Raw genomic sequence first — 12,726 nt, 5'->3', positions numbered from 1 at the left:
GGTCGAGAGCCCGCCTCAGAGCGCCTTGAGTCAGAGCGCCTCGAGCACCTCGACCGCCCGCTGGACCCCGTGCTCGGTCCGCAGGAGACGGCCCACCTCGGCCGCCCGCTCCCGCCGCGACAGGGCGTCGCTCATCGCGGGCACGAGGGTGGCGGCCGAGAGGCGGCGCAGCGGGACCGGGGCGGCGGCGAGGCCCCGCCGGTGCAGCTGGGCGGCCCAGAACGGCTGGTCGGCGGTGACGGGCACGACGACGGTGGGCACGCCGGCCCGGGCGACGGCGTGCGAGGTGCCGGCCCCGCCGTGGTGCACGGCGAGCGCGGCGCCCGGCAGGACCGCGTCGAACGGCGCCGACCGCACCGCCAGCACGTCGGGGCCGCGGCACTCCTCCGGCAGCGCGAGTCCGCCCCATCCGGTGACGAGCAGCACCCGCAGGCCGTGGGCGCGGGCGGCCGTGACGATCGCGTCGCCGCGAGCCGAGGCGTCTCCGGTCGCCATCGAGCCGAACGACGCGACGAGGAAGGGTCCGCCGGCCAGGAACTCGGCGACCGCGGGGTCGGGAGACGCGGCCGACTCCGCGAACCACGCCCCCGTCTGGTGCACCCGCTCCGGCCAGTCGTCGGGGCGCGGCAGCAGCTCAGGGCTCACCGCCATGAGCGTCGCGCGCGACGGCGACCGCCGGTCCGGACGACGCCCGCCCGGCAGCTCGGCGGCGGCGCGGGCCACGTCGGCCTCGAAGAGCCGAGCGGCGCTGCGCGGCACGGCGTAGGTGTGCCGGTTGTAGGCGCCGAGGTCGCGGGTGGCGGTGGGCCCTCCGGCGGCGGGGAACCGCTCGCTCGGCGTGGCCACCGGCGCGAACTCCACCAGCACGCGGGGCACGCCGAGCGCGTCCGCCGCCATCGGCGCGCTGAGGATCAGCGGGTGGTGGACCACCACGTCGGGCTCGAAGGCGATCGTCTCCCGCACCGCGGTGGCGAGCATCCGCCGCATCGCGGGCCGCACCTCCCGGCGCAGGTGGTTCGCGAGCGCCCACGGGGTGCGGCCGGCGGGGGAGAGCACCCGCCGAGCGTTCAGGCCGAGGGCCACGGTGTCCACGCCCTCGGGGGCGTCCGCGTCGTCGGGCAGGGCCAGCAGGACCTCGTGACCGCGGGCGACGGCCTGCCGGGCGAGGGTCGCGAAGGGCTCCACATCGCCCCGGGTGCCGGCGGTGGCGAGCATCATACGCATCCCCCCAGTGTGGCCCGCAAGTCATCACCCCGCGTCGAGGGGCCCGGTAGCCTCGGGCGGGTGACTGATCGCAGTGAGCGGACGGCGAGCACCGCACCGCTCGCGATCGGCGCGGTCGTGCGCCGCCTCGTGCACATCTCGCGTCCGGTGCTCTGGATCAACACCATCGGCTCCGGCCTCGTCGCCGTGTGGCTCACCGGCGCGCTGTTCGACCTGCGCGCCCTGCCGATCATCCTGTGGCTCACCCTGCCGTTCAATCTGCTGATCTACGGCGTCAACGACGTCTACGACCAGGACACGGACGCGTCCAACCCCCGCAAGGGCTCGATCGAGGGCGCCAGGATCCGGCAGTCCGAGGTGCGGCTGATCGCCTGGGCCGTGGCGGCGACCAACGTCCCGTTCCTGGTCTACTTCCTCCTCGCGCTGCCGCCGCTCGCGAACGCCGCGATCCTGCTCTACGCCGGCGTCTTCGTCTTCTACTCCGCACCGCCGCTGCGCTTCAAGGCGCGGCCCTTCCTCGACTCGCTGAGCAACGCGGCCTACGCGCTGCCGCTGGTCATCGTGCCCGCCGCCTTCGAGGTGTCGCCGGTCTGGCCGGCCGCCCTCGGGCTGATGGCCTGGAGCGTGGCCAAGCACGCCTTCGACGCGGTGCAGGACATCGTGGAGGACCGCGACGCGGGCATCACCACCACCGCGGTGCGGCTCGGGGCGCGCGGGACGGCCCTGTGGAGCGGAGCCTGGTGGATCGTCTCCACGGTGCTGTTCGCCCTGGTGAGCGTGCCGGTCGCCGCGGTCAACCTCCTGATCGCCGGCGTCCTCGTCGTCCGCCTGCTGCGCGACCCGACGCCGGAGACCGGTCACCGGCTGTACCGCCTGTCGGTCGCCTTCCCGTACATCGCGGGCTCCTTCGCCGGGGTCCTGCTGCTGGTCTCGATCGTGCTGGGAGGCTCCGCATGAGCCGCATCGTCGTCGTCGGCGGCGGGATCGGCGGGCTCACCGCGGCCGCGCTGCTCGCGCACACCGGCCACCGGGTCACCCTCCTCGAGGCCTCCGCCGAGCTCGGTGGCAAGAGCCGCCGCCTGCAGCTGGGCGAGGACCGCATCGACACCGGGCCGTCCCTGGTGACGTTCCCGGCGGTGTGGGACGAGCTGCTGCGGCGCCTCGGCGACGGCGAGCGCGTCCGGAACGCCGGCCGGCTCGACCTGGTGCGGATGCCTGAGGTGGGCCGCTACTACTACGACGGCGAGGAGACCTCGCTGCCGGTCGCGCCGGACCACCCCTGGTACCCGGCCTGGCGGCGCTTCTCGGAGCTGCACGCGCCCCTCGCCGACGACGTGACCGAGCTGCTGCTCGCCGATCCGCTCGACCGGGCCGCCCTCCCGGCGCTGCGCCGGCTGCTGGCCGTCTACGGCTCGCGCCTCACCACGCGCGCCTACCTCGACGGCCTGCCCTGGCTGCCGGAGGGGCTGCGCGAGATCATCGCGATCCACACCCTGAACGCGGGTGTCTCGCCTGCGCGCACCCCCGCCCTCTACGCGAGCATGCCAGCGATCATGGCCGAAACCGGGGTCTGGGTGCCCCGCGGCGGCGTCTACGAGATCGTGCTGGCGCTGGGCCGGCTGGCCGAGGCGGCCGGCGTCGAGGTGCGCACCGGCGAGGCGGTCGTCCGCATCGAGCGCGGGTCGGTCACCACGGACGCCGGGCGTTATGCGGCCGACCTCGTCGTCAGCGCTCTGGACGCCGACCGGCTCGAGGCGCTGACGGGTCCGTCGCGGTTCCCGGCGCTGCCCCGCCTGCGCCCCCGCACCCTCTCCTGCTCGGCGATCGCGCTGTACGGCGTGCTGCGGGAGGAGCTGCCGGCGAGCATCGCGACGCACAGCGTGGTGCTGCCGACGCGGCCCGCCGCGCTCCACCGCAGCCTCGAGGCGGGCGACGAGCCGGCGGACACCATGGTGTTCGTCAACCAGTACCGCGCGGGCGAGGTGTACCCGAATCCGCACAGCACCCTCGGCGTGCTGCTGACCGCGCCCGCCGACGGCGGCCGGTACACCGCCGAGCACCCCTTCGTGCGGCGCGAGGTCGAGCGCGTCTCGCGGGCGATGGGGCTCGACGGGCTCCTCACCGACCTCCTCGACGAGCAGACGGTGCTCGATCCGCAGTACTACGGCGAGGGCGGCGAACCGCACGGCGCGCTCTACGGCGCGGCGCGGCCCTCCTGGCAGAGCGGGCCCTTCCACCGGCCCGCGTACCACGACCGCCTGCGGCCCTGGCTGTGGCGGGTCGGAGCGTCGGTGCACCCCGGCGGCGGGATCCCCGCGGTGGTGGGCGGCGCGATGATCGCGGTCACCCGGCTGCTGAAGTTGAACCCGGCCTAGCCGGCGACGCGGTGCGCCGCACCGCAGCAGGCGGAGGCGGAGCCCTCTGCATGCTGGTCGAGTAGCGCCGGAGGCGCGTATCGAGACCTGCTGTCGCCTGATGTGTCGGTGATGGTGGATCTCGATACGCCCGCTGCGCGGGCTACTCGATCAGCATGGGTGCGCTGCAGGCGGCATGCAGTTCCACGCCTCGCATGCTGCGGTGCAAGATGCATGCGGCTCCGCGCCTTCCATGCTGGTCGAGTAGCGCCGCAGGCGCGTATCGAGACCCGCCGGCAGCCGCGCGCCGGCGGCGGCGCGTCAGGCGGGCGTGAGCCGGAGGGGCGGGCGGGGCTGGATCGGCGTCGTCCCCGGTGCCGTCGGGGAGATCCACTGCACGACAGGGCTGGTCGCGGTCGAGCCCGGGCCGAACGTGAAGGCGAAGTCGGCCGCGCCGGCGACGGTCGGACCGGTGAGGTAGGCGAACGCGGCGCTGTCCTCGTCGACGACGCTCCAGCCCGCGGGCAGGGCGATCGTCGACGCGTCGAAGAACTCGGCGGGGATCAGCAGGAGCCCGGGGTAGCCGATGGCGTAGCAGTCGGCGGGCACCAGCAGCCGGAGTGTCGACGTCCCGCCGACGACGGCGGGGTTCGTCAGCCACTCGAGCACGGGGAAGCCCCGCGGCCCGATCTCGATGGTCGACGAGACGGAGCCGGTGACCTCGCTCTCGGTCCAGGTGGCCGTGGTCGTCCAGTTGCCGGACAGCTCGCCCCACTCGACGTTGAAGCCCTTCGTCCCCGCGCTCACGCCGTCGGGGGCGAGGATCGTGATCGTCCGGCCGTTGTCGTTGATCACCGTCCACCCCGTCGGCGCGACGACCGACCTCGCCGGGGAGAAGGCGTACTGCTCGAGGACCGTCAGGGTGAGAGTGCCGGTCCCGCGGACCACCGGCGTCCCTCGCGGGGGCGACTCCAGGGTGAGGAACAGGAGGGACGACTCCGTCTGGACGCCCCTCGGGCCGTCCCAGGACAGGCGGGCCGTGAGCCCGGCGGTGCTGGCCGCCGCCATCGGCGCGGCGGTCGCGACCGCGACGACCGGGGTCGACCAGGCCGCCCCGAGCACGGTGCGCCTCGCGACGTCGGAGGGGCGGGGGTCGCGGACGCCGTGGGTGCTCATCGGGGCGAGTGTCGCAGTGGGGGAGTGCCCGCGGCAAGATCCTCTAGCGGACATGTCCGCTTGCGGACAGAAGTGCCGGGCGAGCGACCCGTGCCGCGGACCCGCCGCTCGTCCTGCGGTGCGAGGCGCTCGCACTGCCGCGCGCGCCGGGTCGGCTCCGCACTGCGGCGCCCGTCGGTCACGCCGGAGTGCGCGCAGCCGACGGGAACCCGCGCAGAGGCGGCGCCGCCAGGACGGTGAGCCCCCTCCTCACGGCCTCCGATTCGGATCCGGAACCCCGTGTGTCTGCAACCTAGACCTCGCGAGTCGCTCTGGGAAGCGCTCGGCGGAGCCCGGAGGAAGATGTCGCACCGATATCGACGAAGCGTGAGGATTCCGGCCCGTTCGGGCGTAGCCTCCGTTCCGACCCCATCCGGACCCCTTTCGCGTGGCCACGGCATCCATTCCGGATGCACCCGACGTCAGGATCCCCATGGGACGACTCGTCTACGACTCGCGGCTCGACGTGGACTTCGAGGACCGCCTCCTCGGTCACCTCCAGGTCGTCATCGGCACCAAGCTCGGCCGGGGCGAGAGCTTCTACCTCTCCTGGAAGGACCTGCCGGCCGTGGGAAGCGGCCGCACCTCGATCTGGCTGCATCCCGCGAGCGCGCTCCGGTTCCGGTACGCCAGTGCCGATCGCGTCGTCCTCAACCAGGCCTGGGTGCGGCGCTGGATCGCGGACTCCTACGCCCCGGGCGGGCTGCGCCTCACCGACGAGCCGGAGCCCGAGGGGGACCGTCCGCCGAGGACCGGGACTCCTGCGCCGTCCCCGCGGGCACCGCGGCTCTGACGTCGTCCCGGGGACCCTCAGTCGCGCGCCCCGAGGGCGGACTCGGGTGTGCTGCCGTCCCAGGCCGCGAGCAGGCGGAGCCTGTCCCCGCTGTCGCCGTGATCGTCGGGGTAGTAGATCACCAGGACGAGCCCGTCCACCGGCAGCTTCTCGCGGTGCAGATCGAGGAGGCCGACCCGGGGGTGGTCGATCGTCGCGGTGCCGCCCCGGAGCAGGCGGACGTCGTGCCGGGCCCAGAGGGTGCGGAAGCGGGCGCTGGCGAGGGACAGCTCGCCGACGAGCTCGACCGCGCGGGGGTCGCTCGCGTCCTGGCCGAGGGTCTGCCGGGCCACGCCGACGAACGACTCGACCGCCGTCTCCCAGTCGCGGTGGAAGAGGCGCTCCTCGGGATCGAGCAGCAGCGACCGCAGGCGGTTGTGGCCGGGGGCGAGCCGCGGCGAGAGCGACACGGCCGCCCGGTTCGAGGCGAGGACGTCGAAGTAGCGGCCCTCGACGAACGCGGGGACGTCGAGCGCGGCGAGGAGGTGGTGCAGCCGCGCGGGGACCTGCTCCGCCGGCCGCGCGCGCCGCCGCACGCGGGGCTTCGGCGCGGCGAGGTCGTGCAGCCAGGCGGTCTCGACGTCGTCCAGCTGCAGGACGCGGGCGAGGGCCTCGAGCACTTGCGCGGAGGGGTTGTCGTCGCGGCCGCGCTCGAGCCGGACGTAGTAGTCGGCGCTGATGCCGGCGAGGAGGGCGACCTCCTCGCGGCGGAGGCCGGCACCCGCCGCCGCGTCCCCGACGGCAGGCCCACCCGCTCGGGAGCGACGAGCGCGCGCCGGGCCTGCAGGTACTCGCCGAGCGCGTTCGCCGGTGCGTCGACATCCATGGGGCCGACGATACCCACCCGGTCGCGCGCGGAGAGAGGCCCTGCCACTCCCCGGATCCGCCGGGACCTGGCTGCCCGCGTCGGCGGCGGCGACCATCGGGCCGAGCCGTTCACCGCGGACTCGTTCCCCCAGGAGGAGACACCATGGACATCACCGACCGCACCGTCCTCGTCATCGGCGGCACCTCGGGCATCGGCCTCGGTCTCGCCCGTCGCTTCGCCGCCGCCGGCAGCACCGTCGTCGTCGGTGGTCGCGACACCGACCGGGTCGAGGACCTCGAGACCGTCCGGATCGACGTCACCGATGCCGACTCCGTGAGCCGGGCCAGGGACGAGGTGCTGGCGGCGCATCCCGGCCTCGACACGGTCGTCACCATGTCCGGGGTCCTGCTCCAGGAGGACCTCCGCGACCCCGCCCACTTCGCCACCGCGGAGCGGACCGTCGCCGTCAATCTGCTCGGCACGATCCGCGCCGTCGACGCCTTCATCCCGCACCTCCTCGGCCGGGGCGGCGGCGACATCGTCACGGTGTCCTCGGGGATCGCCTTCCTGCCGTTCCCGCTGATGCCCAGTTACGGCGCGTCGAAGGCGGGCGTCCACGCGTACACCGAGTCTCTGCGGGCGCAGCTCGCCGGCACGGGCGTCCGGGTGACCGAGCTCGTCCCGCCGGCCGTCGCGACCGCGGGCCAGGAGGCCGTCAACCCGGCCGCCCTGCCCCTCGACGCCTACCTCGACGAGGTCCTCGAGCTGCTGAAGCAGGAGCCGACTCCGGACGAGATCGTCGTCCGGGCCGCGCAGCGACTGCGCTGGGCCGAGCGGGACGGCACCTACGCCGAGCTCCTCGCCGCGCGCTCCCGGTCGCTCGACACCCTGCCGGGACGCTGAGCCCGCGCCGGGAGACCGGGAGGAGTCGAGGTGGAGATCCCGAGGAGGCGCGAGCGGCGCGGCAGTCCTATCGTGAAGGAGGAGGTCGTCATGGTTCGTTCGGCTAGCAGGAAGTCCCGTCCGTTCACGCCCCGTCTGCTCGTGCTCTCCGTCGCGGTGTTCGGCGGGCTCGCCGGCGTGACGGGCTGCTCGGGGGCGGCTCAGGAGACGCCGGCGTCGACGGCGCCCTCGGCGTCCACGTCGACGGCCGCGTCCAGCGCGACCGCCGCACCGGCGAGCCCTTCCGCGTCGGCACCGTCGTCCGCACCGCCCGCGTCGTCGGCCGGCTGCACCCCGAACGACACCCCCGTCCCGGCCGGCGTCGCGACGGCGGAGATCGGCGACGTGGACGGCGACGGCCGGGCGGACCAGGCGTTCTACGACGAGGACGGCGGCTTCGCCTACGGCATCCGCACCGCCTCGGGCGCGACCTTCCTGCAGCAGGACACGCTGGCGGGCCCGGCGACCCACCGCGGCTGGACGGTCGCGGTGAGCCCGACCCTCGCGGCGACCGTCCTCAGCGACGGCAGGACCGCCGCGCTCTTCGCCTTCACCGACTGCGCGTTCGTGACGCCGCTCGGCGTCGACGGGCAGCCCTACCGATTCGTGCTCGCCGGGTTCGGCGACGCCGGCACGGGCGTCACCTGCGGCACGGCCGACGCCGACGGCCACCACTCGATCTCCGGCGTCCTCGCCGCGCGGGACGCCGACGGACACTACAGCATCACCTCGACGCAGGTGGAGCTCTCGGCCGACGGGCGCACCGCGACCAACGGCGCTGTAACGAGCGGCGGCGACGACCTCGCGCAGGACGACCCCGCGGTCGTCGCCGCGATGACGGCGACCTGCGACGACGTGGCGAGCGTTCAGACCAGCGGGGAGTGACCGCCCGGAGCGCCGTGCCTCCGGGCGGCGTCGAGGACCGGGTCGAGGCACGCGCTCCCGACCCCCGTCTAGGCTCCGAGCGTGTCGCGAACCCTCTCCGCCCTCGTCCTCGCCGGTGCCGGCCGATACATAGATCCTTGGCATCCCTTCGCGGAGACGACCGAGTGCGTCGGCAGCATCCTGCGCGAGTCGGGCTTCGCGCTCACCGTCGCGCCGGACGTGGACGACGCGCTGCGGCGGTTCGAGGACGCTCCGGATCTCGTCGTCGTCAACGTCGGGCTGCCCCGGGACGGGTCACCGTCGCCCGCCGCCACCGCGCGGGCCGGCCTCCGACACCTGCTCGCCTCAGGTGCCCCCGTGCTCGCGCTGCACGCCTCCTCGACGAGCTTCGTCGACGCGCCGGAGTGGGAGCAGGCGATCGGCGGCCGGTGGGAGCGGGGGACGTCCTTCCACCCCGAGCACGGCGAGGCCCGCGTCCGCCTCCTCGGGCACCCGCTCACCGCGGGGATCGGCGACTTCGTCCTGCAGGACGAGCGCTACACGTCCCTCCGCACCGCCGCCGACAACGAGGTCGTCGCGGTCCACGAGCACGACGGCGTCGAGCACCCTCTGATCTGGCTGCGCGAGGCCGGCGACGACCACGGCCGCGTCGCCTACGACGCCCTCGGCCACGACGCCCGCTCCTTCGAGTCGCCCGAGCACCGCGAGATCCTCCGCCGCCTGATCGCCTGGACGACGCGACAGGACGAGGTCTGAGCGCACCACGGGAGCGGCGCACGGTCGGCGCGCATCCGCGAGGACACGCACGTCGCGGGACTCCGACGTCGGAGCATCAGTGGGCGTCGTCGTTGCCCATCTCGTGCACGATCCGGCCCTGGCAGCCGGCCTGCGTCCAGTCGTAGGGGCCGGTCGAGGTGAGGTTCGTGCCGTAGAGGGCGGCCATGGCCTCGCTGTCCTCCGCGAGGGGCTCGGAGCCCCGGTCCTCGGGCGAGCGCTCCCACCACAGCTTGAAGGTGTAGTCGAAGCCCTCCTCGCGCATGCAGCCGGCGATGCGCAGCTGCATGTCGACCCAGCTGACCGCATCGCCGAGCTCGTCGCCGACGAGGCTCGCCGGGTAGGTGATGTCGTCCGGTGCGTCGGAGACGTCGTAGAGGCGGACGCCCCACTGGTCGTACCGGTGCCCGTCAGGGGCGGCGGTCGGCGTCGCCTCCTCGAACGGTGTGCCCGGCTCGTGGGCGGCGGGGGTGACCGAGGGGAGCGGCGACGAGGCGACGTCCTCCTCGACGACGGGCGGGTCGGCCGCCCGCGCGGCGGCGAAGCGGTCGTCGTAGTCGTGGACGGCCGACGCCGTGGTGGCGGCGAGGACGGCGCCGAGGCCTGCCGTGAGGAGCAGTCCTCCCGCGGCGAGGGCGATCGTGGCGCGCAGCCGGGTGGTGCCTCGAGGGCGGGGATCCGTCATGTCGTGACCTGGCTTCCGGTGGGGCGTCGGGCGATGGACCAGCAGAGGGCGGCGGCGAGCAGGACGAGTCCTTGCGCGTTCCCCAGCAGCAGGAGAAGGAGGTCGAGGGAGGGCGCCGAGGACACGAGCACGGGGACCGTGGCGCTGACGTACCAGAGCGCGTCGACCGCGACCGTCGGGAGGACCGAGACGGCGACCGCTCCCAGCACGGCGCCGGCACGGCGTGTCCGGTGGTGCAGGAGCAGCAGCAGAGCCAGCGCGGCGACGGCGGTCGCCGCGAACACCGGTGCCGTCGTCGCGGACGGCACCGGACTCGCCGTGACCAGGCGGGTGCTCGCCCACCCGCCGACGACGATGGAGGCCAGGACGAGCACGAACACGACAGCCCAGAGGGCGGTGGAGAGCGACCCCACTCGCGCGTCGAAGAGCATCTCCGCGCTTCCCTCGTGGAGTCGGGCGCGGCGCCACAGCAGATCCGCCCCGGCGCCCCGGTCCGTGCGCGAGGCGATCTGCCGAGCCGTGCGGCGGGGAGCCTGCTCCCTCTCCTCGGCCCACCGGGTGTGCTCGAAGAGGTCGGACGCGATCTCCTCCGCCCGCTCGGTCGCGAAGTGCGGATCCAGCCCGCGGGTGTAGATGCGGCACCAGCGCAGCGCGGCGACCGTGGAGCGGCGCACCGCCGCCGACGACCGGGCGCTCACGCCGTTCCACCGAGGATTAACGGGGCACGACCGGCAGAGCCCGAGCGGGCAGCGGCGGCCGCGTGGGCGACGGCGCGTCCCTCGCCGGTCACCTCGTAGCGGCGGCGCGGAGGGCGGCCCTGCGCGTTCGCTTCCGCCTTGTCCTCCCAGGACGACGAGACGAGACCGCGCTCCTGCATCCTCCCCAGCGCCTTGTAGAGCGTGCCGTGCGCGGTGAGCGGCCGGCGGTCTCCACTGGCGAGCGATGCGGCGAGAGCGAAGCCGTGCGTCGGCTCGCCCGCATCGATGAGCGCGTCCAGGAGGTCGAGCTCGAGGGGGAGGACCGCTCCCTGCTTCCGTCTGGGCATGACCGAAGAATAGGAAGATAGGGGAGGGAGGTCAAGAGCGGCGCGGGGTCGCGGTCGCCCCGACCGGCGCGCTCCTGCTGGGGTGACTCCGTGCGGAGCGTCCGTCAGCGCCGGCGTTCCGGCCAGGCCTGCCATGCCCGGCTCCAGGGCGCGGACAGCTGCTGCCCGTCGTGACTGGTCACCTCATGCACGCCCTCCTCGTTGGTGAAGCCGCTCGACATGCCCAGCTCACCACCGCCTCCGATGCGGTAGGCGACGGTGATGCCGTCGTCGTGAGCGGTGATGCTCTCCTCGTAGCGTCCGGCGACGACGTCGAGGACGGTTCGCTCGAGGTCGTCCGCGAGGGCGGTCCAGTCGTCGTCGCAGGCGTCGCAGCCGCAGACGGGGTAGTTGAACCGCTGCAGTGCTCCGGCGTGGAGGAGGACACCGGGGAAGACGGTCCAGACGATCGTGAGCGGGGCGGCGTCGACCGACCGAGGGGTCACGCGGACGGCGCGGGCGGCCCAGGAGATCTCGGCTTCGTCTCGCGCGGCGAGGGCCGGGTCGTCCTCGACCGTGACGTCGTAGCTGCGAGCGAGGTACTCGAGCAGGGCGTCCGCGATCGTGTGGACGGGTCGGAACCGCTCGGTGTCGCGGGTGACGGAGTAGCTCTCGTCCGGAGGTGGTCCACCTCTCCAGCGATCGCCGTAGGGGATGGGCCGACCGTCCTCGTCGGTGAAGACGCGGTCCTCGACAGCGGGTCGGGTGTAGTCCGTCATGAGGGAGAGAGTACGGCGGAGCGCCGACCGGATCTCTCGTGCTCTGCCGCAGTGGCTCCCGGCCCGGACCTGCGCTCCGACGGTGCGCTGAGTCGCGCTGCGCGGCCTGCGGCGAGCCCGATCGTCCGAGCTCAGCGTCATCTGCGATCGACGCTGGCCTCTCCCGGCATCGTGAGCCGGAGGATCAGGGTGAGGACGAGGCCGAGGATGCCGCTGAGGAGCAGCGCGGCGACGACGACAGCGGAAGCGCCGAACGACCCCTGAGCATCGTTGCTCGTGTCCACCGGTACGAACCAGTAGACGACGGCTCCGACGATGAACAGCACGCTGACGACGAGGGCGCCGATGCAGGTGTCTCGCCGCACCTTCTCCTGGGACCCGTCTCCTGACAGGTTGACGAGCCAGAGGACTCCGATCACGGCGGGAGCGCCGGCGAGGAGCGCAAGGAACACGGGTTCTCCTAGTTGGTGACGGGTCGCGACAGTATCCGCAGCCGGGGCAGGAAGAGCGACGCGGCGGTACGGCGACCATCACGCTTCTCCGTGGAGGGCGACCGCCTGGCTGGCGGTCATCGGGGAGTCGCGCAGGGAAGACGACGGAGCTACTGAGTGAGGAGCTCAGCACACCACCCAGTTTCGAATGACCTGGAACGCCACGCTCGCCAGCGTGAAGGCCAGGAATGCGGCGGGCGGTACGGCCAGCGGAAGGGGTTCGCCCTTGCGTCGGACGAACATCAGGCGCGCAGCGAGGATCAGCGCGAGGGCAGGGGTCGCGTAGGCGGCGATGTAGACGACGAACTGGCCCAACCATTCAGCGACGGAGAAGTCATGCCACCGCTCCCAGAACGCGAGACTCACGAAGGCAACGAGGACGAACAGCAGCGCGGTCAAGACGCCGACTGCGAGAAGTGTTCCAGCGAGGACCCCTGAGCTGTCGACCGCCCGGCGCATCCAGGAGGTGAGGCTCACAGCAGCTGCGATGACGAGTACGGAAGCGCCGTACCAGTACGCCTCGACCGGCACCCATCCAAGGTTGTAGCACTCCGCGAGTACTCGGCCGAGTGGTGTCCAGGCGGCTACGAGCTGGAAAAGAAGCGCAGCGACCACCAGCAAGACCAGCAGGATCTGGCCGAGCACGCTCAGCGCACGCGTGAGGACGGAAAGCTGTCCAGACGGTTCCTCCTGATCGTGCTGCATCTGTGTCC

15 protein-coding genes and 1 pseudogene are annotated in these 12,726 nt (G+C 73.5%); 6 read left to right on the top strand and 10 right to left on the bottom strand.

The window, feature by feature from the left end; genetic code table 11:
- Positions 1-30: 30 nt before the first annotated feature.
- Entirely contained in the window at positions 31-1,224 is a 1,194-nt protein-coding gene (locus tag EDF22_RS08495; RefSeq protein ID WP_123703970.1) for a glycosyltransferase, read from the bottom strand.
- Positions 1,225-1,284: 60 nt separating this feature from the next.
- Between EDF22_RS08495 and EDF22_RS08490 the strand changes: the two genes are divergently transcribed.
- Entirely contained in the window at positions 1,285-2,181 is an 897-nt protein-coding gene (locus tag EDF22_RS08490) for a UbiA family prenyltransferase (RefSeq protein ID WP_123703969.1), read from the top strand.
- Positions 2,178-3,599 (top strand): NAD(P)/FAD-dependent oxidoreductase, encoded by a 1,422-nt coding sequence (locus EDF22_RS08485; protein WP_123703968.1) that lies wholly within the window; start codon positions 2,178-2,180, stop codon positions 3,597-3,599. Before EDF22_RS08490 ends, EDF22_RS08485 begins: the two co-directional genes overlap by 4 nt.
- 300 nt (positions 3,600-3,899) lie before the next feature.
- Here the strand turns inward: EDF22_RS08485 and EDF22_RS08480 are convergent, their stop codons facing one another.
- Positions 3,900-4,754 carry a hypothetical protein gene (locus EDF22_RS08480; protein WP_123703967.1) on the bottom strand — a complete coding sequence of 285 codons (855 nt, stop codon included), beginning with the start codon at positions 4,752-4,754 and terminating at the stop codon, positions 3,900-3,902.
- A 472-nt stretch (positions 4,755-5,226) separates the two neighbouring features.
- On the opposite strand from EDF22_RS08480, the gene EDF22_RS08475 reads away from it, so the two are divergent.
- Positions 5,227-5,586: an ATP-dependent DNA ligase gene (locus tag EDF22_RS08475; RefSeq protein ID WP_123703966.1), complete on the top strand. Its 360-nt coding sequence runs from the start codon at positions 5,227-5,229 to the stop codon at positions 5,584-5,586.
- A 17-nt stretch (positions 5,587-5,603) separates the two neighbouring features.
- Here the strand turns inward: EDF22_RS08475 and EDF22_RS08470 are convergent, their stop codons facing one another.
- Both EDF22_RS08470 and EDF22_RS21260 read right to left on the bottom strand, forming a co-directional pair.
- Entirely contained in the window at positions 5,604-6,245 is a 642-nt protein-coding gene (locus tag EDF22_RS08470) for a transcriptional regulator (RefSeq protein WP_260303397.1), read from the bottom strand.
- 3 nt (positions 6,246-6,248) lie between these two features.
- A pseudogene (locus EDF22_RS21260) lies at positions 6,249-6,548 on the bottom strand (hypothetical protein); the annotation flags it as partial.
- Between the two features lie 47 nt (positions 6,549-6,595).
- Between EDF22_RS21260 and EDF22_RS08465 the strand changes: the two are divergent.
- The 3 genes from EDF22_RS08465 to EDF22_RS08455 all read left to right on the top strand — a co-directional run bounded on the left by EDF22_RS08465 (position 6,596) and on the right by EDF22_RS08455 (position 9,016).
- The gene (locus tag EDF22_RS08465) at positions 6,596-7,336 is read left to right on the top strand and encodes an SDR family oxidoreductase (protein WP_123703965.1); all 741 of its coding nucleotides are present in this window, start codon (positions 6,596-6,598) and stop codon (positions 7,334-7,336) included.
- A 90-nt stretch (positions 7,337-7,426) separates the two neighbouring features.
- Positions 7,427-8,260: a hypothetical protein gene (locus tag EDF22_RS20485; protein ID WP_148059161.1), complete on the top strand. Its 834-nt coding sequence runs from the start codon at positions 7,427-7,429 to the stop codon at positions 8,258-8,260.
- 81 nt (positions 8,261-8,341) lie between these two features.
- The gene (locus EDF22_RS08455; RefSeq protein ID WP_123703962.1) at positions 8,342-9,016 is read left to right on the top strand and encodes a ThuA domain-containing protein; all 675 of its coding nucleotides are present in this window, start codon (positions 8,342-8,344) and stop codon (positions 9,014-9,016) included.
- 76 nt (positions 9,017-9,092) lie between these two features.
- On the opposite strand, the gene EDF22_RS08450 is transcribed toward EDF22_RS08455, so the two are convergent.
- The 6 genes from EDF22_RS08450 to EDF22_RS08425 all read right to left on the bottom strand — a co-directional run bounded on the left by EDF22_RS08450 (position 9,093) and on the right by EDF22_RS08425 (position 12,718).
- Positions 9,093-9,719 (bottom strand): hypothetical protein, encoded by a 627-nt coding sequence (locus EDF22_RS08450; RefSeq protein ID WP_123703960.1) that lies wholly within the window; start codon positions 9,717-9,719, stop codon positions 9,093-9,095.
- The gene (locus EDF22_RS08445; RefSeq protein ID WP_123703958.1) at positions 9,716-10,417 is read right to left on the bottom strand and encodes a hypothetical protein; all 702 of its coding nucleotides are present in this window, start codon (positions 10,415-10,417) and stop codon (positions 9,716-9,718) included. The genes EDF22_RS08450 and EDF22_RS08445 overlap by 4 nt, the downstream gene beginning before the upstream one ends.
- Positions 10,414-10,764: a PadR family transcriptional regulator gene (locus EDF22_RS08440; RefSeq protein WP_123703956.1), complete on the bottom strand. Its 351-nt coding sequence runs from the start codon at positions 10,762-10,764 to the stop codon at positions 10,414-10,416. The genes EDF22_RS08445 and EDF22_RS08440 overlap by 4 nt, the downstream gene beginning before the upstream one ends.
- 104 nt (positions 10,765-10,868) lie before the next feature.
- Entirely contained in the window at positions 10,869-11,522 is a 654-nt protein-coding gene (locus EDF22_RS08435; RefSeq protein WP_123703954.1) for a DUF6226 family protein, read from the bottom strand.
- 137 nt (positions 11,523-11,659) lie between these two features.
- Positions 11,660-11,974, bottom strand: a complete 315-nt coding sequence (locus EDF22_RS08430) for a hypothetical protein (protein WP_123703952.1) — start codon at positions 11,972-11,974, stop codon at positions 11,660-11,662.
- Positions 11,975-12,139: 165 nt separating this feature from the next.
- Positions 12,140-12,718, bottom strand: a complete 579-nt coding sequence (locus tag EDF22_RS08425) for a hypothetical protein (protein ID WP_123703950.1) — start codon at positions 12,716-12,718, stop codon at positions 12,140-12,142.
- Positions 12,719-12,726: the final 8 nt, after the last annotated feature.

Origin of the sequence: Rathayibacter sp. PhB127 (assembly GCF_003751665.1) — a bacterium.
In the GTDB taxonomy this organism is placed as follows: Bacteria; Actinomycetota; Actinomycetes; order Actinomycetales; family Microbacteriaceae; genus Rathayibacter; species Rathayibacter festucae.
The sequence above is the reverse complement of the archived record's forward strand: the minus strand, read 5'-3'. Positions and strand labels throughout refer to the sequence as shown.

Excerpts from the sequence above, each read along its gene's own strand:
- EDF22_RS08495 (WP_123703970.1), bottom strand. The coding sequence starts at position 1,224 with ATGCGTATGATGCTCGCCACCGCCGGCACCCGGGGCGATGTGGAGCCC.
- EDF22_RS08425 (WP_123703950.1), bottom strand. The coding sequence starts at position 12,718 with ATGCAGCACGATCAGGAGGAACCGTCTGGACAGCTTTCCGTCCTCACG.
- EDF22_RS08440 (WP_123703956.1), bottom strand. The coding sequence starts at position 10,764 with ATGCCCAGACGGAAGCAGGGAGCGGTCCTCCCCCTCGAGCTCGACCTC.
- EDF22_RS08485 (WP_123703968.1), top strand. The coding sequence starts at position 2,178 with ATGAGCCGCATCGTCGTCGTCGGCGGCGGGATCGGCGGGCTCACCGCG.
- EDF22_RS08465 (WP_123703965.1), top strand. The coding sequence starts at position 6,596 with ATGGACATCACCGACCGCACCGTCCTCGTCATCGGCGGCACCTCGGGC.
- EDF22_RS08450 (WP_123703960.1), bottom strand. The coding sequence starts at position 9,719 with ATGACGGATCCCCGCCCTCGAGGCACCACCCGGCTGCGCGCCACGATC.
- EDF22_RS08475 (WP_123703966.1), top strand. The coding sequence starts at position 5,227 with ATGGGACGACTCGTCTACGACTCGCGGCTCGACGTGGACTTCGAGGAC.
- EDF22_RS20485 (WP_148059161.1), top strand. The coding sequence starts at position 7,427 with ATGGTTCGTTCGGCTAGCAGGAAGTCCCGTCCGTTCACGCCCCGTCTG.
- EDF22_RS08480 (WP_123703967.1), bottom strand. The coding sequence starts at position 4,754 with ATGAGCACCCACGGCGTCCGCGACCCCCGCCCCTCCGACGTCGCGAGG.
- EDF22_RS08435 (WP_123703954.1), bottom strand. The coding sequence starts at position 11,522 with ATGACGGACTACACCCGACCCGCTGTCGAGGACCGCGTCTTCACCGAC.